Annotated in this window: 20 protein-coding genes and 1 riboswitch; of the genes, 13 read left to right on the top strand and 7 right to left on the bottom strand. The window is 40.4% G+C overall.

Going from position 1 to position 19,601, the window contains the following annotated elements:
- Positions 1-57 precede the first annotated feature (57 nt).
- Positions 58-1,455, top strand: coding sequence for a Fe-S cluster assembly protein SufB (gene sufB / locus LG307_RS18615; protein ID WP_404445082.1), 1,398 nt, complete (start codon positions 58-60; stop codon positions 1,453-1,455).
- Between the two features lie 41 nt (positions 1,456-1,496).
- Here sufB and LG307_RS18610 read toward each other — a convergent pair whose 3' ends face one another.
- Both LG307_RS18610 and LG307_RS18605 read right to left on the bottom strand, forming a co-directional pair.
- Complete coding sequence (locus tag LG307_RS18610; RefSeq protein WP_404450505.1) at positions 1,497-2,297, bottom strand: DUF817 domain-containing protein; 801 nt, start codon at positions 2,295-2,297, stop codon at positions 1,497-1,499.
- 43 nt (positions 2,298-2,340) lie between these two features.
- Positions 2,341-2,544 carry a helix-turn-helix domain-containing protein gene (locus tag LG307_RS18605; protein ID WP_404445079.1) on the bottom strand — a complete coding sequence of 68 codons (204 nt, stop codon included), beginning with the start codon at positions 2,542-2,544 and terminating at the stop codon, positions 2,341-2,343.
- Between the two features lie 332 nt (positions 2,545-2,876).
- Between LG307_RS18605 and LG307_RS18600 the strand changes: the two genes are divergently transcribed.
- The 3 genes from LG307_RS18600 to LG307_RS18590 are packed head-to-tail and all read left to right on the top strand — an operon-like array spanning position 2,877 to position 6,349.
- Positions 2,877-4,211 (top strand): spore germination protein, encoded by a 1,335-nt coding sequence (locus LG307_RS18600; RefSeq protein ID WP_404445077.1) that lies wholly within the window; start codon positions 2,877-2,879, stop codon positions 4,209-4,211.
- Entirely contained in the window at positions 4,204-5,280 is a 1,077-nt protein-coding gene (locus tag LG307_RS18595; RefSeq protein ID WP_404445074.1) for a GerAB/ArcD/ProY family transporter, read from the top strand. The genes LG307_RS18600 and LG307_RS18595 overlap by 8 nt, the downstream gene beginning before the upstream one ends.
- On the top strand, positions 5,270-6,349 hold the full coding sequence (locus tag LG307_RS18590; RefSeq protein ID WP_404445072.1) for a Ger(x)C family spore germination protein: 1,080 nt from the start codon (positions 5,270-5,272) through the stop codon (positions 6,347-6,349). The genes LG307_RS18595 and LG307_RS18590 overlap by 11 nt, the downstream gene beginning before the upstream one ends.
- A gap of 67 nt (positions 6,350-6,416) precedes the next feature.
- Here the strand turns inward: LG307_RS18590 and LG307_RS18585 are convergent, their stop codons facing one another.
- Positions 6,417-7,070 (bottom strand): VC0807 family protein, encoded by a 654-nt coding sequence (locus tag LG307_RS18585; RefSeq protein ID WP_404445070.1) that lies wholly within the window; start codon positions 7,068-7,070, stop codon positions 6,417-6,419.
- 117 nt (positions 7,071-7,187) lie between these two features.
- Between LG307_RS18585 and LG307_RS18580 the strand changes: the two genes are divergently transcribed.
- The 7 genes from LG307_RS18580 (at position 7,188) to LG307_RS18550 (ending at position 15,035) form a co-directional block, all read left to right on the top strand.
- The gene (locus LG307_RS18580) at positions 7,188-8,036 is read left to right on the top strand and encodes a DUF72 domain-containing protein (RefSeq protein WP_404445068.1); all 849 of its coding nucleotides are present in this window, start codon (positions 7,188-7,190) and stop codon (positions 8,034-8,036) included.
- Between the two features lie 14 nt (positions 8,037-8,050).
- Positions 8,051-9,418 carry a bifunctional metallophosphatase/5'-nucleotidase gene (locus LG307_RS18575; RefSeq protein WP_404445066.1) on the top strand — a complete coding sequence of 456 codons (1,368 nt, stop codon included), beginning with the start codon at positions 8,051-8,053 and terminating at the stop codon, positions 9,416-9,418.
- A 68-nt stretch (positions 9,419-9,486) separates the two neighbouring features.
- A complete protein-coding gene (locus LG307_RS18570) occupies positions 9,487-9,789 on the top strand; it encodes a YunC family protein (protein WP_404445063.1) in 303 nt (100 codons plus the stop codon).
- 150 nt (positions 9,790-9,939) lie between these two features.
- Positions 9,940-11,046 (top strand): HD-GYP domain-containing protein, encoded by a 1,107-nt coding sequence (locus LG307_RS18565; RefSeq protein ID WP_404445061.1) that lies wholly within the window; start codon positions 9,940-9,942, stop codon positions 11,044-11,046.
- Positions 11,047-11,143: 97 nt separating this feature from the next.
- Positions 11,144-11,334, top strand: a riboswitch (Lysine riboswitch).
- A gap of 140 nt (positions 11,335-11,474) precedes the next feature.
- Positions 11,475-13,049: a Na+/H+ antiporter NhaC family protein gene (locus tag LG307_RS18560; protein WP_404445059.1), complete on the top strand. Its 1,575-nt coding sequence runs from the start codon at positions 11,475-11,477 to the stop codon at positions 13,047-13,049.
- A gap of 355 nt (positions 13,050-13,404) precedes the next feature.
- On the top strand, positions 13,405-14,931 hold the full coding sequence (locus LG307_RS18555; RefSeq protein ID WP_404445056.1) for a sodium-dependent transporter: 1,527 nt from the start codon (positions 13,405-13,407) through the stop codon (positions 14,929-14,931).
- Positions 14,931-15,035, top strand: coding sequence for a methionine/alanine import family NSS transporter small subunit (locus tag LG307_RS18550; RefSeq protein ID WP_404445054.1), 105 nt, complete (start codon positions 14,931-14,933; stop codon positions 15,033-15,035). The genes LG307_RS18555 and LG307_RS18550 overlap by 1 nt, the downstream gene beginning before the upstream one ends.
- 310 nt (positions 15,036-15,345) lie before the next feature.
- Here the strand turns inward: LG307_RS18550 and LG307_RS18545 are convergent, their stop codons facing one another.
- Positions 15,346-16,329, bottom strand: coding sequence for a M23 family metallopeptidase (locus LG307_RS18545; protein WP_404450504.1), 984 nt, complete (start codon positions 16,327-16,329; stop codon positions 15,346-15,348).
- A gap of 260 nt (positions 16,330-16,589) precedes the next feature.
- Here LG307_RS18545 and lipA point away from each other — a divergent pair, with 260 nt between their 5' ends.
- A complete protein-coding gene (gene lipA / locus LG307_RS18540; RefSeq protein WP_404445053.1) occupies positions 16,590-17,486 on the top strand; it encodes a lipoyl synthase in 897 nt (298 codons plus the stop codon).
- A gap of 47 nt (positions 17,487-17,533) precedes the next feature.
- On the opposite strand, the gene LG307_RS18535 is transcribed toward lipA, so the two are convergent.
- A complete protein-coding gene (locus LG307_RS18535) occupies positions 17,534-18,223 on the bottom strand; it encodes a YhcN/YlaJ family sporulation lipoprotein (RefSeq protein WP_404445051.1) in 690 nt (229 codons plus the stop codon).
- Between the two features lie 109 nt (positions 18,224-18,332).
- Between LG307_RS18535 and LG307_RS18530 the strand changes: the two genes are divergently transcribed.
- Positions 18,333-18,626, top strand: coding sequence for a YutD family protein (locus LG307_RS18530; protein WP_010196615.1), 294 nt, complete (start codon positions 18,333-18,335; stop codon positions 18,624-18,626).
- A gap of 56 nt (positions 18,627-18,682) precedes the next feature.
- On the opposite strand, the gene LG307_RS18525 is transcribed toward LG307_RS18530, so the two are convergent.
- Together LG307_RS18525 and LG307_RS18520 are read right to left on the bottom strand one after the other, a co-directional pair.
- Positions 18,683-18,988, bottom strand: a complete 306-nt coding sequence (locus tag LG307_RS18525) for a cytosolic protein (protein ID WP_404445048.1) — start codon at positions 18,986-18,988, stop codon at positions 18,683-18,685.
- A gap of 73 nt (positions 18,989-19,061) precedes the next feature.
- On the bottom strand, positions 19,062-19,328 hold the full coding sequence (locus tag LG307_RS18520) for a DUF3055 domain-containing protein (RefSeq protein WP_088019408.1): 267 nt from the start codon (positions 19,326-19,328) through the stop codon (positions 19,062-19,064).
- Positions 19,329-19,601: the final 273 nt, after the last annotated feature.

The raw sequence follows: 19,601 nt of genomic DNA, 5'->3' as shown, positions 1-19,601 counted from the left end.
TGGTAGTGATGCGAAATTGACCTCACTATTGCTCACCTCTTGAATGGAGGGAATAAAATGGCGAAAAAAATGCCTGAAATCGGCGATTACAAGTATGGTTTTAAGGACAAAGACGTTTCCATTTTCCGTTCCGGCCGTGGTCTTACGAAAGAGATCGTAGAAGAAATCTCTCGTATGAAGGATGAGCCTCAATGGATGCTGGATTTCCGTCTTAAATCTTTGGAGCATTTCTATAACATGCCAATGCCACAATGGGGCGGCGATTTGAACAGCTTAAACTTTGATGAAATTACGTACTACGTAAAGCCATCCGAAAAGTCTGAGCGTTCTTGGGATGAAGTACCTGAAGAAATCAAGCAGACGTTTGACAAATTGGGTATCCCAGAAGCGGAACAAAAATATCTTGCTGGTGTATCTGCTCAGTATGAATCTGAGGTTGTTTACCACAACATGCAAGAAGACCTGGAAGATCTAGGTGTTGTTTTTAAAGATACAGGTACGGCACTAATGGAAAATGAAGACCTTTTCCGCGAGCATTTTGCGAAAACAATTCCGCCTACTGATAACAAATTTGCTGCGTTGAACTCTGCAGTATGGTCTGGTGGATCTTTCATCTACGTTCCTAAAGGTATAAAAGTGGAAACTCCACTTCAAGCGTACTTCCGAATCAACTCCGAAAATATGGGTCAATTCGAGCGTACACTTATCATTGTAGACGAAGGTGCACACGTACATTATGTAGAAGGCTGTACAGCACCTGTTTATACGACAAACTCACTACACAGTGCGGTAGTTGAAATCGTCATTAAAAAAGATGCGTACTGCCGTTACACGACAATTCAAAACTGGGCGAACAATGTTTACAATCTTGTAACAAAACGTGCAGTTTGTGATGAGAATGCGACGATGGAATGGATTGATGGTAACATCGGTTCTAAATTAACGATGAAATACCCAGCTGTAATCCTTAAAGGAGAAGGCGCTCGTGGTATGACATTATCCATTGCAATTGCCGGTAAAGGCCAGCATCAGGATGCAGGGGCGAAAATGATTCACCTTGCACCAAACACATCTTCCACCATCGTTTCCAAATCCATCTCCAAGCAAGGTGGTAAAGTAACATACCGTGGAATCGTTCATTTTGGTAAAAAAGCAACCGGCGCGCGCTCCAACATCGAGTGTGACACGCTAATCATGGATAACCAGTCTACTTCCGATACAATACCTTACAACGAAGTGTTCAACGACAATGTTTCTCTTGAGCATGAAGCGAAGGTATCCAAAGTATCTGAAGAGCAACTGTTCTATCTGATGAGCCGTGGGCTTTCTGAAGAAGAAGCAACAGAAATGATCGTAATGGGCTTCATCGAGCCATTCACAAAAGAATTACCAATGGAATACGCAGTAGAAATGAACCGTCTGATTAAGTTCGAGATGGAAGGTTCTATTGGGTAATAACGATACAAAAAACCTTGGCATGTATTTGCCAAGGTTTTTTATTTATGGATAGCTATTTTATCATTCATCTTACTTGAGTCTTTCCCTTTCACCCTCTTCAAAGTGGCCACAATTAGGAAGCTTACAATCACCAACAAAAGCCAAGAGCTGACTTTTCCTAGGTGTACAAGGCTCCATGCCTCTGTTTGATTTGGATATTCCCATGCGCCGAAAAATGTTGCGATGTTTTCCGCGACCCATATGAAAAACCCGATGAGTACAAAGGAAAGAGCGATAGGCATACGGTAACTCTTTTCTCCAACTTCATACCTTACCCAAGACTTCCAAAAAAGGATGATGACCAATCCGGACAGCCACCAACGAATATCGATCCAATAATGATGGGTGAAGAAATTAAGATAAATGGCTGCTGAAAGTGATACCACAACCCAAAAAGCTGGCCAGTCAATTAGTTCGACATTTAATCTTCGCCATGCCTGACAAAGATAACTCGCAACACTTGCATACATAAATCCACTATATAACGGCACTCCGAAAACCTTAGAATAACCTTCCTCTGGATAAGACCATGACCCCATGTGTACTTTGAAGATTTCAAGTGCCAGCCCAATAAGGTGAAACAAGGTAATAACTTTAAGCTCATCACGTGTTTCAAGTCCAGATCGTAACATCCACCACTGCATTAGAATGCAGATAATCAACAGCCAATCATACCGTGGAAGGAAGGGAAGAGGAATCACTTGAGTTAACGCCAGGGAAGCAAAAATAACGACAGGAAACACACAAGATAATGCCTGTTGCCAACCAAAACGAACAAGTTGCTTGACCGCGCCAACCATGTACCATTCCCTTTTTTTTATCTCAGAGCCAAGATCCATGCTCCTAGCCATTTGGGGTTTCCTCCTCATCACTTTGATATTCTAAAATATCTTCAGGCCGACAATCCAACGCCATACAGATAGCCTTTGCTTTACCATTTTTCAAAATTGATAGGTTTGCCATCGTTATCCCTACCCTCTCTAATAGTTCTGTTACACTCATTTTTCGTTTTGCCAACATTATATCCACATTTATTATAATCGCCATGTTCTCCCCTCAGACCTTTAAACCATTTTCTGATTTAATATCAATGGCATTACGGTAGCCAGGAGATACATAAAGCAAGGACCTGTATCCCGATAAGCAATACTGAACTTAAAAAATCCTGTTTCATGGAGCACGATAGCACCTCACTTACCATATTATTTATTGAATATAACATAAAATTTATTGATAAACAATAAACCATTCAGAACTTGGTGCAGCATTTATTCATTCTACCTGTACCAATAAATGGAGAGCCTACATATATAATTCCTTCAAGGAAACACTAATAGGAAGTAGTGGAATAACCTAAAAATGGTGAAAGGAAGCATGATATGAGCTCCCTATTAGGCTCCTTAAAGGATAAATTAAGAGATAGTGATGATTTCTTTGTAATAGAAGAGGAATTCAATCAGACCAAGTTTGAGGTTATTGGTGTACGGAGTCTAGTTGATGTAGCCAAATCATTGGAACTAATTGAAAAACATGTGACGACAGCGACCCTCATGGATAAAGAAGTGCTGGACTACTTGATCAGTAATGGAAAGAAAATAAGTAAGGAGCATGAAATAATCACTGCTGTTTTAGAAGGTGAATTGATACTAGTCTTCGAAGATTGTGAATATTTCGTGGTAAGTTTAGAACCGATAAGAGTGTCATTGAGCAGACCGGTGGAGCAGCCTACGAATGGCAGTGTATTGCAAGGTCCATTAAACTCTTTCAATGAAGAAAGGTTAGTGAATATTGGGATACTCAGAAAAATATTGGTATCTGATCAGCTTCGAGTGAAAGATTTTTTGATAGGGAAAAGACAGAAGAAAAATGTATCGATCAGCTACGATGCCAAAAGTGTAGATAAAAAGCTTTTACAAAAAACAATAGAACTGTTAGAGAACGGATCAGAGTTAGAATTACAATCGATACAGGATTTAATGAAAGTACTGAAACTTTCCCCTTGGAGTGCAGTGGGTAGAATTCATGCTACAGAATTACCCCAACAAGCTGCTAGTTGTTTGGTGAAAGGGAAAGTGGTTGTTTTTATCGATGGTTTTCCGTTTGCTTATATACTGCCAAGCACTTTTTGGGATATTTTTATTTTAGAAAATGATAAAAACTTTCCTATGCCAATTACCGTTTCCATTCGAGGATTAAGATTAATCGGAGTGATGATTGCGTTAATTGCTCCTGGATTATATGTTGCGCTGGTTGCTGTTAACCCGGAGGTCTTACGGATTGAATTGGCCTTATCGATTGCACAAAGCCGAAATGGTGTTCCATATCCTGCTTTAGTGGAAATCATCCTGATGCTGGTAATTTTGGAGTTAATTGTAGAAGCAAGTATCCGGTTGCCCCAAAGTATCGGACCAACCATTACCATGGTAGGGGGGATTATCCTTGGTCAAGCAGCAGTTGAGGCCAAATTGGTCAGCAATCTTCTCATCATTGTTTTGGCGGCGACAACCATAGCAAATGCAACCGTTATCGGCTACCAGAACTTGATCACGATTCGTATGCTTAAATATAGCATTTTGTTTTTAGCATCAATATTCGGTGTTTTAGGTATTATGGCAGGGGTGTTTTTAATTTGTGGGTATTTTGGGAGTATCAATACACTTGGGGTCCCATACTTAAATATGAACTTTTCAAAGGGTGATACAAATAGTGGATAAAAGCTGGCAGGTAGTTTTCATATATTTGTTGACTCATCTAGGTCTCATTTTCTTTCTCTACCCAGCCAATATTATCGGTAGTTCTGATGAGTCCCACTGGATACCTGTTTTGCTAGGTGTACTGCTTCATATTTGTGTTGTTTATTTGTATTTAAAAGGTTTGGCCTTTTTTCCTGGTAAGGATATCATTGAAATTTACACACAAGGAGGACAGTTATTAAAGATACTCTTCCTTCTTCCGATTTTTGCGTATTTTATGATGGCGATGATTATCTCCGTCCGTGCATATTCAGAAATCATCACCATAGTGTTTTTATCCAATACACCGCTCTGGGCCATTATGCTTTTATTATTGGTTATCACTTGTTATATGGCCATCAAGGGGGTAGAAGCCATCTTTAGGACTGGGGTGGTGATTGCCTATCTTTTTTTGCCGCTAATTATCTTTGTCATGTTTTTTTCTTTTCAAAATGTGGATTGGAACTACCTCTACCCTGTTTGGAATTCTGACTTTTCCTTCCTAAAGAAACAGGATTTCTTGAATAGCTTTTTTGCTATAGGTGGAGGGTTTTTGTTTCTTGGTTTTGTACAACCATATTTTTCTTACAAGAAAAAGAAAGTTTTTTTGGGGATTGCTTTGGTTGTTCCATGTTTCTTTCTTTCAGTCTATGTCCCAATCCTTACTTATGGTCAGGCTACTGCATCTACTTTTTTCTTTCCTTTTGTGATGACATTGGATGCAATCAACATCACATGGCTGATGTTTGATCGCGTCACTATATTTTTCTTATTGAGTTTAATAACCTTCATCATGCTGTTCCTTTCATTAGTAATGTGGAAGGCAGTAAGAATCGCCCACTCGTTTATTCCCATTGTAAAACCAACTTATTTGGCTCTTGTTTTTACTTTGAGCATCTTTCTAATCTGTCTCTTTATTCCTAACTGGAGTGATGTAGAAGAACTTTTTAGCTGGAATACCTTTTTTCGATTTTACGTCCTGATTACCGTACCATTATCATTAATGTGCATGGGGATGCTCTCAAAGGGAGGAAAGAAGCATGGTGCTTAAGAAGCTTGGACTTTGTATAATGTTTGTGTTTGTTCTTAGCCTAGCAGGATGTTGGGATAATAAAGATATTAATCATAGAACGATGCCAGTGGTTCTTGGGATTACTAAGAACCAAGAAGAATATAAGCTGTTCTTGCAAGTACCTCAAGCAGCAAGGGGACAAGTACGAACAACTATCGTGAGAGAGACGGGTAGCACGATTAACCAAATTATTGATAAGATGAGTGCAAATTTGGAGAGCAATGTAGATCTATTACATGCCAAAGTCATCATTGTCGACAGAAGTTTGGCTGAGGAAGGAATGAAGGATTTAATATCTGGTTTCATGAGGTCAAGGGATGTTCCTTCCAAAGCGCTAATGGTCATTAGCCAGAATGATATAGAGGATTTATTTACCGCACTGGAAAATCAGGAGCATTCTGAAGAAACGGTGTTGTTGGATTTCTTTGAAAAAAATGCAGGCTGGAATCCGCAAATTCCGATTACAAGGGTATGGCATGTCTATCATAGCATTCATTCCTATACGAAAGACGTTTCCATTGCCATGATAAGCAAAGGGGAAGATTCTTTATGTGAATTTGTCGGAGGGGCAGTCATCAAAAACGGGAAAATGGTTGATATGATAGACTCCGATGAAACGTTGCTTTACAATGCCTTTAATGATGAAAGCAATCAAGGAAAAATTGAAGTGATGAATGAAGGAAGTGTCATGATTTTAGGAAACAGAATGAATCATGATAGTAAGATAGTAAATGGAAGGCCATACTTTCATTCCGAATTACGGTTGAATGTGATGGTTTTAGAAACTAAGGAAGATGCTTCAAGAGAGGAAATAAGAAAGGCGTTGACTGCCTTGCTTCTGGAAAGGTATGATAAAATGTTTTCAAAAATTCAATCTAGTGAAGCTGATATCCTCGGAATTGGACAGTATTTTCGAAAAGAGTTATCTAGAGATAATTTAAAAAAATGGCGTTCAAAATATTATCCAAAGCTCGTATTTACACAAGATATCAAAATTAATATCCAAAACGAAGGGAATTTAAGAATGCCAGCGGACGAGGGTTCCTAAGATATATGTAAATGCCTGCAAATCCATACTTCTCTTGCAGGCATTTATTTTTTCCATAGGGAGTGATTTACCCTACTAAATCATTATCGTTGGTATTCACGACTTTTGTTTTCTCCAAATAATCATTTATTTTCAAACTCGAATAAATGAAGCCCGCAGCAATTAATGCACCAAATATCCAACCATTTACCTTCATAAAGAATAGTATTCTATCATACCCGTCTACCCCATAAACACCGATAAGATAATACTTTAATCCCGCACCGACAAGACCTCGTAGTGCAAATACAGCAGTAATAAAATAAAAGGTAGGCAGAATGGTTTTGTGTCGATAAAGCTTTAAGCTTTCTTCTCGCTTATGACCCTGTAAATAGGCAATGTCAGCTCCAAAATAAAGTGCTAAAGGTTTTTTAATAAGCATGGTACCGAGAATCAATATGCCAAATCCTGCAGACACATATACCGAGTTTTGCAACATTGTAAAAGCATCACCGGAAAGGATATCAACCAGCGTACTTACAAACAAAGAAACCATAATGAACATCCCTGTCACATTGAACTGTCTCTCTACAGCAAATCGTACAATGGTGTACACAAACCCCGGAGCGGTGGAAAGCAATATCGCATAATAGTCTCCTAACGGTTCTTGTCCAAATTTCCAGATTAAATAAGGCAAAGCCAAGTAGAATAGTAAGTCAAAAACAACAATTTTGTTTTTCATAGCGCCTCCGAAAGAATCAATGATACATTTATCATACCAATTACTCCCATATTCTGCACTATAAACATGAGAAATTACCTTCAGTTATGATAAAATGTAAAAAATGAGGTGAAGCGGATGATTTATGTTGGGGTGACAGGCTGGGGAGATCATGATTCGTTATATACTGCGGGTATTGCACCTAGGGACAAACTGCTGGAATATGGTGCGCACTTTCCTACAGTAGAGGTGGATGCGTCCTTTTATGCCATTCAACCGAAACAGAACGTGGAAAAATGGGTAGCAGATACACCGGACAATTTTCAGTTTATAGTAAAGGCATATCAAGGAATGACAGGTCATCAGCGCGGCGAGATTCCTTTTGACTCTAAAGAACTGATGTTCACGGCTTTTAAGCAATCTATTGAGCCTTACGAAAAGGCTGGTAAAATGGCAATGGTTCTTTTTCAGTTTCCACCATGGTTTGAATGCAAGAAAGAGAATGTGGATTATTTGAGATGGTGCAAGGAGCAGATGGAGGACACAAAAGTAGCCCTCGAGTTCCGAAACCAGACATGGTTTAAGCCTGCCTATCATGACAGAACTCTCACCTTTTTGGAAGAGCAAGGGTGGATCCACAGCATCTGTGATGAACCGCAATCGGGAACGGGCTCCATTCCTACCATCCTGCACCCAACCGATTCCGACAATACTTTAGTGCGGCTTCACGGTCGGAACACCTATGGTTGGACAAAGCCTGCTTCAGGGCAGGACTGGAGAGAGGTCCGGTATCTGTATGACTATAACCATGAGGAGTTATTGGAGTGGAAGGAAAACCTAGAAAAATTAACGCCTATAACTCGTAACATATATATGTTATTCAACAATAACTCCGGAGGCCATGCAGCTGGAAATGCCAAGAAAATGATCGACCTGTTGGGTGTCGAGTATACGGGTTTGGCACCAAGGCAATTAGATTTATTTTAGAGGAGAGAAACGGTGTGCAACAAATAAGGATTTTACATACAAACGATATTCATAGTCATTTTGACGCCTACCCCAAACTTGCGACATTTCTAAAGGAGCAGGCTTCCGCACTGCCATCGGCCCTTGTTGACATTGGTGACAATATGGACCGTTTTCATCCTATCACCGAAGCTACGGGTGGAAAAGCCAATACAAGACTATTAAACATGCTTCGCTATGATTATGCCACGTTTGGTAATAATGAAGGAATAACATTGGACTATCAGGGGTTATCAACGCTCTATGAGGAAGCAAATTTTCCTGTTCTAGCTGCCAATCTATTTGAAGAAAAAGGCGTTTATCCGGATTGGGTAAAATCTTATGAAGTGAAAGTCATGGGTGATGTTAAAGTTGCTTTTATCGGAGTGACTGTTTTCTATCAACATTTCTATGCTTTGCTCGGCTGGAAAATAGTGGACCCTTATATTATTTTGGAAAAATATCTTCCCGTTTTAAAAGATGAGGCCGATGTTATTGTGGTACTTTCCCATCTAGGCATTTCGGATGATGAAGAGATGGCCAGGAGATTTCCTGATATAGATGTCATCCTTGGCGGACATACTCACCATGTCTTGCCTGAAGGAAGAAGAATTGGGAATACATTAATTTGTGGAGCGGGGAAGTATGGTCAATATATCGGTCAGGTCGATTTAGTCTTTGACAAAAAGTTAAATACACTTTCTCAATCTTACGCCAAGCTCCATAAATTGGAACTATTTGAGCCGAATCAGCAATTGACAGCATGGATAAAAGATATGGAACAAGTAGCAGAAGAACATTTGAATAAACCAGTAGGAAATATTGAAAAATCGCTACCGGTAAAATGGTTCGCGCCGTCGACATTCCCGGATTTCCTCGCAGACAAGTTGAGAGAGTGGTGTCAAGCAGATATAGGAATGGTCAATGCCGGTGTATTGCTTGATGGGCTGGAAAAAGGCGAAGTGACACTAGGCATGCTTCATCGTATTTGTCCTCATCCTATTAATCCATGCAGGGTGACGCTGACTGGAGAAGAATTTAGGGAAGTCGTCCAGCAGGCTCTGCACCCTGATATGGAAAACTTAAGAGTAAAAGGTCTTGGTTTCCGTGGGGAGGTAATGGGGCGTATGGCGTTTAGTGGAGTCAGGTTCGGAACAGAGGCTATAAAAGATGGAAGCCTCCAAGTGACGGATATTTATATTGGGGAGAAACGATTGTCTGCAAAAGATCATATCACTGTCGGGACCATTGATATGTTCACTTTTGGAAGGATGTATCCAAGCATCATCCGAGCAAAAGAAAAGAAGTTTTATTTGCCAGAATTGCTTCGCGATGTGTTGGCACATTCATTTTCTGATAATTGACCTATTTTTCACACCCTTTTCATTGACACACCATAAATTGATATGGGAAGGGAGCGTGACAATTATCTATGATTGAAATGACACCAATTACAATAGAAGGCCATACGTTTACTGCGATCACGGTGCGATTGCCAAAGACCAATTTTTTGGCGGTAACTAGTGATAAAGGTTATATCATGTGCGGTGCGCTGGATGTCGGCTTATTGAATGCCAAGCTAAAGGACCGGAAAATCATTGCAGGGCGGGCTGTTGGAGTGCGTACCATCGAGCAATTAATTGAAGCCCCTTTGGAATCTATTACGTATGAGGCGGAGAATTTAGGCATTACTGTTGGGATGCCTGGTAGAGAGGCTTTGCTGAAAATGCTATAAAAGATAAATACCATCGTCCTTTTACGGTGGTATTTTTGTGTTCGTAACAAACTTTTCAAACTTTTTTCTATTTTATCAAGCTTTATCACGGAATTTTTACTATAATAGGAAATATATAGATTTTGTCGAAATGTGAAGATAGGAGAAGTTATGAGACTATTACCTACAAAATCAATGAAACCGGGAATGGTATTGGCCAGATCAATCTACAATGATTCTGGAAGAGTGTTGTTGAGTGAAGGAATCTCTGTCACTTCACGCATGATCACACGCCTGCAACAATTGAATGTAACGTATGTATATATAGAAGATGCCCGTACAAGCGGGATGGAAGTGCCGACTATTATTTCGGACAAAACGCGCAAAGAAGCAGTAAAGACGATCACTGATACCTTTAAATCAGTAGAACACGAAAAAGAGTTAAGTAAGTGGTTTGTCATGGACAAGTCTTCAAAAAGCATCAAATCACTCATTCAAAATCTCCTTATAGACATGAAATCTAATGATGAAGTGTCCGCCCTTTTGACCGATGTGTATGTGCACGACAATTACGTGTTTACTCACTCGTTGAATGTGACGCTTTATTCCCTTTCCATTGGACTAAAGTTAGGGCTGTCCCAAAAAGATTTAGAGACACTGGGGCTTGGAGGGATTCTTCATGATATAGGAAAAATGTTGATCCCCAATGAGGTTCTGTTTAAGCCAGGAAAGCTTACAAGCGATGAATTTGCAGAAATGAAGCGTCATGCCACCTATGGTTATGATATCCTTCGTAATATGCAGACGATTCCTTTGCTTGTTGCGCACTGTGCGTTCCAGCACCATGAGCGGTTAAACGGCAGTGGCTATCCTCGCGGAATTAAATCGGACGATATTCATTTGTTTGGAAAAATTCTTGCCGTAGCGGATGTTTTCGATGCTGTGACTTCACACCGCATTTACCGGAGCGCGATGCTGCCACATGAAGGCCTTGAAATCCTATATGCAGGGTCTGGTACTTTATATGAACCGGAGATTATTGAAGCCTTCCGTAAATCGGTGGCCATCTATCCTTATGGTTTAATGGTGACATTGAATGATGGGAGAAAAGGGCTTGTCGTAGGTCAAAATAAAGACCTAACAGAGCGACCTATCATCAGGGTGGTCGAAGAAGAAGGCGAAGAATTGGACGCTGCTTATGATATCAATTTAAAGGATCATCTGAATTTAGCGATCGTTGACTGTGATTCACTAGAAACGAGAGCAGCGGTCAGTTAATAGGAAAGACTAGTGAAAAAAGAAATATATTTCCTTTGTCCTATATCAGGATATATGTTATAGTGAATTCATAAAATAATATACTTCCCTTATCATACGATGAGGTAGAGGCTGCATAGCATAAGAGTAAAACTACTGGAGGTTGACACCTAAGATGGTAGAAAGAAAGGATGCTGTGCCGAAGCAATATGAGCGGTCGAACTCATGTTGCTGGGGTTATCTTGAATAAGGATAACACTGCCATTATGACCGGTACGGACGGTGCAATAATGGAGGGCTACTGATCGGATGGAGGATAACACATTACATAGGTAATGATAGTTATTTTCTATCATTACTTTTTATTTTGTTTTCTTTCAGCGCCTTCCATTGTTGTAAACCGTTTGAATCCCAGTCAAACATATTACAGCTTATTGGGGGGTTTTTTTGTGGAAGGAACAATTTATTCATTAATTCCTCCAGTGCTTGCAATCCTGATGGTTATTTTGACCAGAAGAGTTTTGCTTTCACTTGGAGTAGGTATTTTGGCGGCAGCATTAATGTTAGCCGACTTTAATCCGGTGACGATGGTTGTGCTGATTTGGGATATAGTACTCGGTTTATTTTATTCTGTGGATGATAAAGAGTTAAATCTTTGGAACATCTATATCCTGGTATTTTTAATTATCCTGGGCATTATTACTGCGTACATTTCCATTACTGGCGGCAGCAGAGCATTTGCTGACTGGGCACAGACAAAAATCAAAACTAGAAGAGGATCCAAATTCTTAACTGCCATTTTAGGTATTGTCATTTTTATTGACGATTATTTTAACGCATTGGCAGTAGGTCAGATCAGTAGACCAGTAACAGACCGCTACAAAGTATCACGTGCAAAACTAGCATATTTGATTGATTCCACTTCTGCACCGATTTGTGTGATCTCACCTGTTTCAAGTTGGGGTGCCGTTATTATCGGTATTATTGGAACAGACGTAATTGTAAGGCAAAATATTAGTGATTTAACAGCAATCAGTGCATTTATGCAAATCATTCCTATGAACTTATACGTTTTCTCTGCATTAATCATGGTTTTCTTGGTAAGTTATTTTAACTTTAATATTGGTCCTATGAAAAAGCACGAACAACGTGCAATGGAGACCGGAGAATTATACGATCCTGAAAAAGAAGTGCCTGGAGAGCTGTCAGATGAGCTTCCTACTAGCACGAAGGGAACGATTGGTAATCTTGTATGGCCGATTATAGCGCTTTTCGTTGGTGTAATTGGAGCGATGCTATGGACAGGTGCATCGGCAATTGAAGGAGATATCACTGTTTTAGGTATTTTTGAAAATACAGATCCATCTGCAGCATTATTCTATGGTGGATTGTTTGCCTTGGTCGTGTCCTTGGTCTTGCTTTTCAGCCAGATTTCCAAAGGTGGAGTATCCAACAATGTTGTGGGCCGCGGATTTGTCGAAGGTGCGAAATCCATGCTTCCTGCCATCTACATTCTATTATTTGCTTGGACGATTGCAGGATTGATAGATGGCTTAGGTACAGGAACTTATATTGCCGAGCAGGTAGAAAACTCCAATATTAATATTGCTTTCTTGCCAGCAATCATCTTTGTTATCGCCGGCTTTACAGCACTGGCAACAGGAACTTCTTGGGGAACATTTACCCTGTTACTTCCTATTGCGGGTCAAATAGCAGTGGGCACAGATGTAACCATCCTATTGCCAGTTCTAGCAGCAGTATTGGCAGGGGCGGTATTCGGAGATCATTGTTCACCTATCTCTGATACCACCATCCTTTCCTCCACTGGTGCAGGGTGTAACCATATTGATCACGTACTTACACAGTTGCCATATGCGCTTATTAGTGCAGGTGTCGCCATTGTGGGGTACATTGTGCTAGGTTTAACAGGAAGCACATTACTTGGTCTGCTCGTAGTATTGGTGGCATTTGTCATCATTGGCTTTAGTTTTAAAGCGTTTAAAACAGCAGAAACGGCAGAATAATCCAATAATACTTTTCAAATAAAGTAAAAAGCACCTCCTTTTTATCTACTTTTAATTAAGTGATAACGAGAGAGGTGTTTTTCTTTTTTTAAAATTAAGTGAATAAATATTCACTGTAGAACACATTCATAGCAGTTACTCTAGCTTAATTCACAAAATTAATAGAATAAAAATACATTGTAGAGTATTGTCACATGATGTCGATTAATATAGTGTAAAAGTTTGTTTTGACATAGTCATAAAGTCTAGTTATACTATGTATAAATTATATTAAATAATCAGAAAAAATAAAACATTTGGACTCTTTCATCTATTTTTTGGTAAAAAAAAGAGTCTGAGTAGGGGGAGAAAGAGAATGGAAAATCGACCGCAATGGGGGACAAGAGCAGGATTTATTTTAGCAGCGGTTGGATCGGCCATCGGGTTAGGAAACATTTGGCGTTTTCCAGCAACTGCTTATGAAAATGGAGGAGGAGCATTCTTTGTACCATATTTATTCGCTCTTCTGACAGCAGGTATTCCATTATTGATCCTTGAATTCACTATGGGTCATAAGTACCGTGGTTCTGCACCGCTTTCTTATGCAAGAATGAACAAAAAGTATGAATGGCTTGGCTGGTGGCAAGTTGGTATTGCATTCGTAATTTCTACTTATTATGCCGTCATCATTGCTTGGGCCATGTCCTACTCCGTGTTCTCACTGAATCTTAAGTGGGGAGACGATACAGGTGGATTCCTGATTGGAGAGTACCTTCAGGTAGCTGCACCAGGTGAGATTGGGGGACTTGTTCCTTCCGTATTACTTCCATTAGTAATCGTATGGGTTGTTACACTCGGTATCCTTTTCAAGGGTGTTAAAAAGGGTGTAGAAGTAGCGAATAAGATTTTCATTCCTGCTCTAGTGATTTTATTCTTGATTATCGTTGTTCGCGCTCTGACATTGGAAGGAGCAGCAACTGGATTAAACGCATTCTTCAAACCTGACTGGAGCACTATTGCAGACGGTAAGGTATGGGTAGCTGCATATGGACAAATTTTCTTCAGTTTATCGATTGCATTTGCAATTATGATCACGTATTCCAGTTATCTGCCGAAAAAAGCGGATATTACAAACAACGCATTTATTACCGGTTTCAGTAACTCCGGGTTCGAATTACTGGCAGGTATCGGTGTATTCAGTATTTTAGGATTCATGGCAGTTCAGCAAGGTGTTGGAGTAGATGAAGTGGTAGCGGGCGGTGTAGGTTTAGCATTTGTCGTGTTCCCGCAGATCATCAATGAATTTCCAGCCTTTAAGGAATTATTTGGATTCTTATTCTTCGGATCACTAGTATTGGCTGGACTATCTTCATTAATCTCTATTGTAGAAACATTTGTTGCAGGGGTGCAGGATAAATTCAAAGTATCCCGTACAAAAGCAGTAGCATTCGGTGGTGGATTGTCTGCCGTTATTTCTATCCTATTCGCAACAAAAGGCGGTTTGAACTTCCTTGATGTGGCAGATTACTTCATCAACCAATTCGGTGTGGCGCTTGCAGGACTTGTGCAAGTAATTGTGGTTGTCTATTTTGCAAGACAGCTTACTTCATTGCGAAACCATGCCAATGAAATCTCTGATATTAAATTAACAGGATTCCTTGGACATTGGTGGACATGGTCCTTAGCAGTAATTACACCACTTGTACTTGGTTATATGATGATTGATCTTATTAGAACAAACATTGCGGAGGTTTACGAGGGTTATCCTCGGATCTTCACGATTCAGTATGGTGTAAGTGTCGCGGTGCTTGCATTGCTTGTGGGTATTGCTTTCTCTCTTATTAAGTGGAAAAAAGACACGTTGGAACTACCGGTTTCCTCGTCAAAGGAGGTCAATAAATAATGGAAACAAGTGCGATTATCATGATGGTTGTCGGAATTGTCATCATTTGGGGTGGCCTTGCTGGAAGTATCCTTTGGGCTATGAAGAAGGGTAAGGAAGCATAAAAATAAAAAAGCTGTTGATCGAGTAAATTCGGTCAGCAGCTTTTTTTAGATATAAGAAAGCAAAAAATCCAGTTGATCTCCGTTCCAAGCGCTTCGCTTGCCTGCGGGAGGTCCGTGAGCCCACGTTTCTTTAACGGAATTTCTAGCTGTGGATTGGAGCAAATGGCTTAGACTCCTGCGGGGGAGTAACGGTAGGTTGAGACCCCGCAAACGCAGTGAGGAGGCTCAAGCACCGTCCCGCGGAAAGCGAAGCCATTTGCGGAAAGGAACAGCGGCGTTTAACCACTAACTAATGTTTTTTGTGAAAATTTTATCGCTTTCTTCTATCCACGCGTTCCCAAGATTTTAGGTGTGGGAAGGGGTCAAACGACCATTCAGAGTAGCCGTTATCTTTATACATGCCATAGTGGAGATGCGGCGGAAATTTCCCAGCCGTTCCCGGTGGCCCATACCCAGAGCTGCCTACTGATCCGATAATTTGACCAGGCTCCACGACCTGCCCTACTTCAAGGTCCTTGGCAAAGCCGTTTAGGTGGGCAAAATAATGGTAGGTATTATTAATGTCTCGGATACCAAGTCGCCAACCGCCGAATTTGTTCCAGCCTTTTATTTCTACGACTCCATAACAAGTGGAACGAACAGGGACACCGTAGCTTGCGAAAATATCTGTGCCCTCATGCATTCTTCTTCCACCCCAACCGCGGGCATCTCCCCATGTGTTTCGGTAGCTGAAATTAGACCGGATCGGCAGAGGAAAAGCATGTGTGTCAAGCTTAAGTGTATTATACGTACTGTAAAGCTTCATGTGGTTCATAATTAATCCAACAGTCTTATCTCGCTGATAATACTCCCACAAGGCAATTTTAATGTTCTCCTTATCTGTGCCATAAGACTGCAGATAACTTGCAAAAGTAAACAAGACATCTTCATCATTGGTGGAATCAGCGACTCCATCCCCGTTTCCATCCATTCCTTTTCCACTAAAGAATTGAATGCTGATAGGGTTGTTGTCCTGAGGATTAGGGTTTAGTGGACCAGCCCATATTTCAGGCTTGTAGTAAATCCCTATAACGCCTTCCGCCTTTGGTATGTCCCTTCTAACTCTGCGGACATTTCTTTCGTATTGATCGACAGCTGCAAAATAGTACCATGGAATCTGGGTGACAGATTGCATGCGGTTATATAATTCCTGCCTTTTAGCATATATTTGTTCGTCGGTTAAGTTAGTATCTGCAGCATATGCCTCTACAGGGATTAATCCAAATAAGATTATTACGCATAAAAGTAGCCGTATCAAGTCCTCACTCCATCCTTTACTTTCATTTCCTACTGTTAGTTTGGTAAGTTTTCCTCATTTCATAAATACTAATTCATGGAAGATTGTCAGGAGTATGTTCGTGGAAGGTTTTTGGACTTGTTTCTTTACTGGATGTTTGATAAAGTGACAGGTGTGAATATGTCATTTTCCCTATAAAATAAGTTTGAATAGTGAAAATATACAGATAAATTAGCAGTGAAGTCTTCTTGAAAATAAGACAAGTTGGAGTTGATCATATGGCTAAAAAAGAAGAGTACATACGGAAACCAGATTGGCTGAAAATCAAGCTGAACACGAATGAAAACTATACAGGTTTAAAGAAACTGATGAGAGAGCACAACCTTAACACAGTCTGTGAAGAGGCAAAGTGCCCGAACATCCACGAATGCTGGGCAGTAAGGCGTACAGCTACCTTTATGATTCTTGGTGCGATTTGTACGCGTGCCTGTCGATTTTGTGCAGTCAAGACAGGATTGCCGACAGAGCTTGACACACAAGAGCCGGAGCGCGTAGCAGAGTCGGTTAAATTGATGAACCTAAAGCATGCTGTTATTACAGCGGTTGCCCGTGATGACCTGAAAGATGGTGGCGCTGCCATTTTTGCCGAAACGATCAGAGCGGTCCGTCGCGAAAATCCTTTTACTACTATTGAGGTATTGCCTTCTGATATGGGTGGGGTGTATGAAAACATTGAAATGTTAATGGCAGCAAGACCCGACATTCTGAACCACAACATCGAAACCGTTCGTTCATTGACACCTCGAGTTCGTGCGAGAGCAACCTATGACCGTTCTCTAGAACTATTGCGTCGTGCAAAAGAATTACAACCTGATATTCCAACGAAATCAAGCATTATGATTGGACTTGGAGAAACGAAAGAAGAGATTATCGAAACAATGGATGATCTTCGTGCGAACAATGTGGACATTATGGCGATTGGTCAATACTTGCAGCCATCTAAGAAACATATTAAGGTACAGAAGTATTATCACCCGGATGAGTTTGCAGAGTTGAAGGAAATTGCAATGACGAAAGGATTCAGTCATTGTGAAGCTGGTCCGCTTGTTCGTTCTTCTTATCATGCCGATGAGCAGGTAAACGAAGCATCCAAAGCAAGACAAGCACAGGCATAATATGAAAAGGTACAGCTCCTATATACTTGGGAGCTGTACCTTTTTTGTTAGTCGTTTTTCATTTGTTTTCGGAATTCGCTTTTGTCTGACTCTTCATTCATTTCACCGTCGGCTTCTCCGTTGCCGTTTTCGCCAGTGTTCAGCTGTTTGCCTTGCGGAGATTTGAGCATTTCTTTTATAGTTGTTTCTAATATCTCATCCACTCTAGGGCTTGTCACACCAAGGGAACGAAAGCGTTCGATATCGTGAATCATTTCTGGGTTGTCAGAAATGTAAACATGGTAGTAACGCGGAACGATGGACAATCCCGTTTTACTTACCTGGTCAGCTGTAAGTTCACGGTCTTCACTGTTTGTTTCATATGCAATAAGCACTTCTTCATCCGTTACCAAAGTAGCGGAGTCTTCTATTGCAGGTAATTGAACCACCATTTTATTGATGATATTGGCAATCTCACCATAATCCACCGCAGCGATATTTTCGTTGTAGCGCTGGGAATTTCTCACGGGGTCTGCTTGGTCGCGAACGTACCCGAAATGAGTTTGGTCATGTTTGTTGTTGTCTCTTGCATCATACATATCGTAACGGTGTCCTGTATTTGTATTCATTGGCTGCCCGTCACGCCCGTATATGGCGCTTCTGGCTTGACGTTCTTCTGGCGTAGGGTCAAAAGAACAGGCTGAAGTCATAGCAGTAACTAAACTACATGCTGCAAGAATTTTTATTGTTTTCCTCAATGGAAACACCTCCTTACCCATAGGATTGCCCGTTGAGAAAAATTTTGACTTAGAAATTAGTGGAGAATGGTCTATAATGTAACTAAGAGCAGAAATGGAGGAGCGGAATATGATTTGTATAGGAAACCATTGCTACGAACTGTTGGAAGAGAATCGAAACGGCTTCAACGAAGAAACCTTTCGAGCAAGATACATTGATGTGTTAAACAAATACGATTACATTGTAGGTGACTGGGGATATAATCAGTTGCGTTTGCGAGGATTTTTTGAAGACCAAAATCATAAATCCACCCATGACACAAAGATAAGCACTCTGCCTGACTACATATTGGAATATTGTAATTTTGGCTGTGCTTACTTTGTATTAAAAAAAGTAAAAAAGCCGGCTGCAGAGGCAAAGTGATTTATAAACGAAGAGCACCCCATCAACTAGGTTGGTGGGGTTAGTTATTTTACAGGTTAGTCTTTTGCATTCCCATATGGGGGCTCTTCATTCATCGTTTTGTCATCATGGGTCGGATGTGCGCCTGGATGCTGTCTTGGGATATCCTGATGAAGGTTTTTATTTTCATAATTAAAGGCACTATAATAACGCTGCCCCTCCCGCCATGGAGTACTTTTATTTTCCACAGGTGTATCTTTGCCGCGCGGTGAGCCATAAGGACCTTCAGGTAATGTCTCAGGTATCAGATAATTCTGTTGTGTTTCCACATTAGAGAAATCGGTATAGTGTTTGTCCTCTTTATCCTTTTCGTTCATAAACATGAAAAATCCCCTTTGTCTTGGAATAATGATAGTTTTTCCGAGACAATAGAGGATTATGAATTTCTTCAAATAGTTAAACTACCTCATACAAAAATGAGCGCAATTCTGCTGCATCTTCTTCAGATAACTGATAGGCATGTTCAAGATAACCAGGCTCATCTAAGTCATCGCTGCCAATGATGGCAAAACGGTTGCCCTGGATATCAAGGACCAGACTTTTACCGTAATAGCGGTCTGATTTGACTATAGCCAAATCAAAGCGGCTGTTTTCCCCCATAAAGCTGACAAAGCGGGTTTTCGTATCTACTGTATCATCATATAAAAAGAATTTTTCTCCCATATCGAGTCCTCCTTCTTGCATCTTTTTCTAGTATAACAAATACAGCCTCTTTCTTGTTATCGGATATTTTCAATTATTGTTACACCAAATAATAAATGGGACAATTTTCTTATTTTTTGTGATAAAATAAAGAAAATACCACTTGCTGATTTTTTCTAGAGAGAAGGGAGCCACTTCATGGGGCGAAGCTGGAATTGCATAAAGAGATACTATAAAAAGAATGGCTCACATCTAGTAAAAATAATGCTTCCGTCCAAATATCTGCGGTATTAT

Source organism: Sutcliffiella horikoshii (assembly GCF_044809035.1).
Taxonomy (GTDB): domain Bacteria; phylum Bacillota; class Bacilli; order Bacillales; family Bacillaceae_I; genus Sutcliffiella_A; species Sutcliffiella_A horikoshii_G.
The sequence above is the reverse complement of the archived record's forward strand: the minus strand, read 5'-3'. Positions and strand labels throughout refer to the sequence as shown.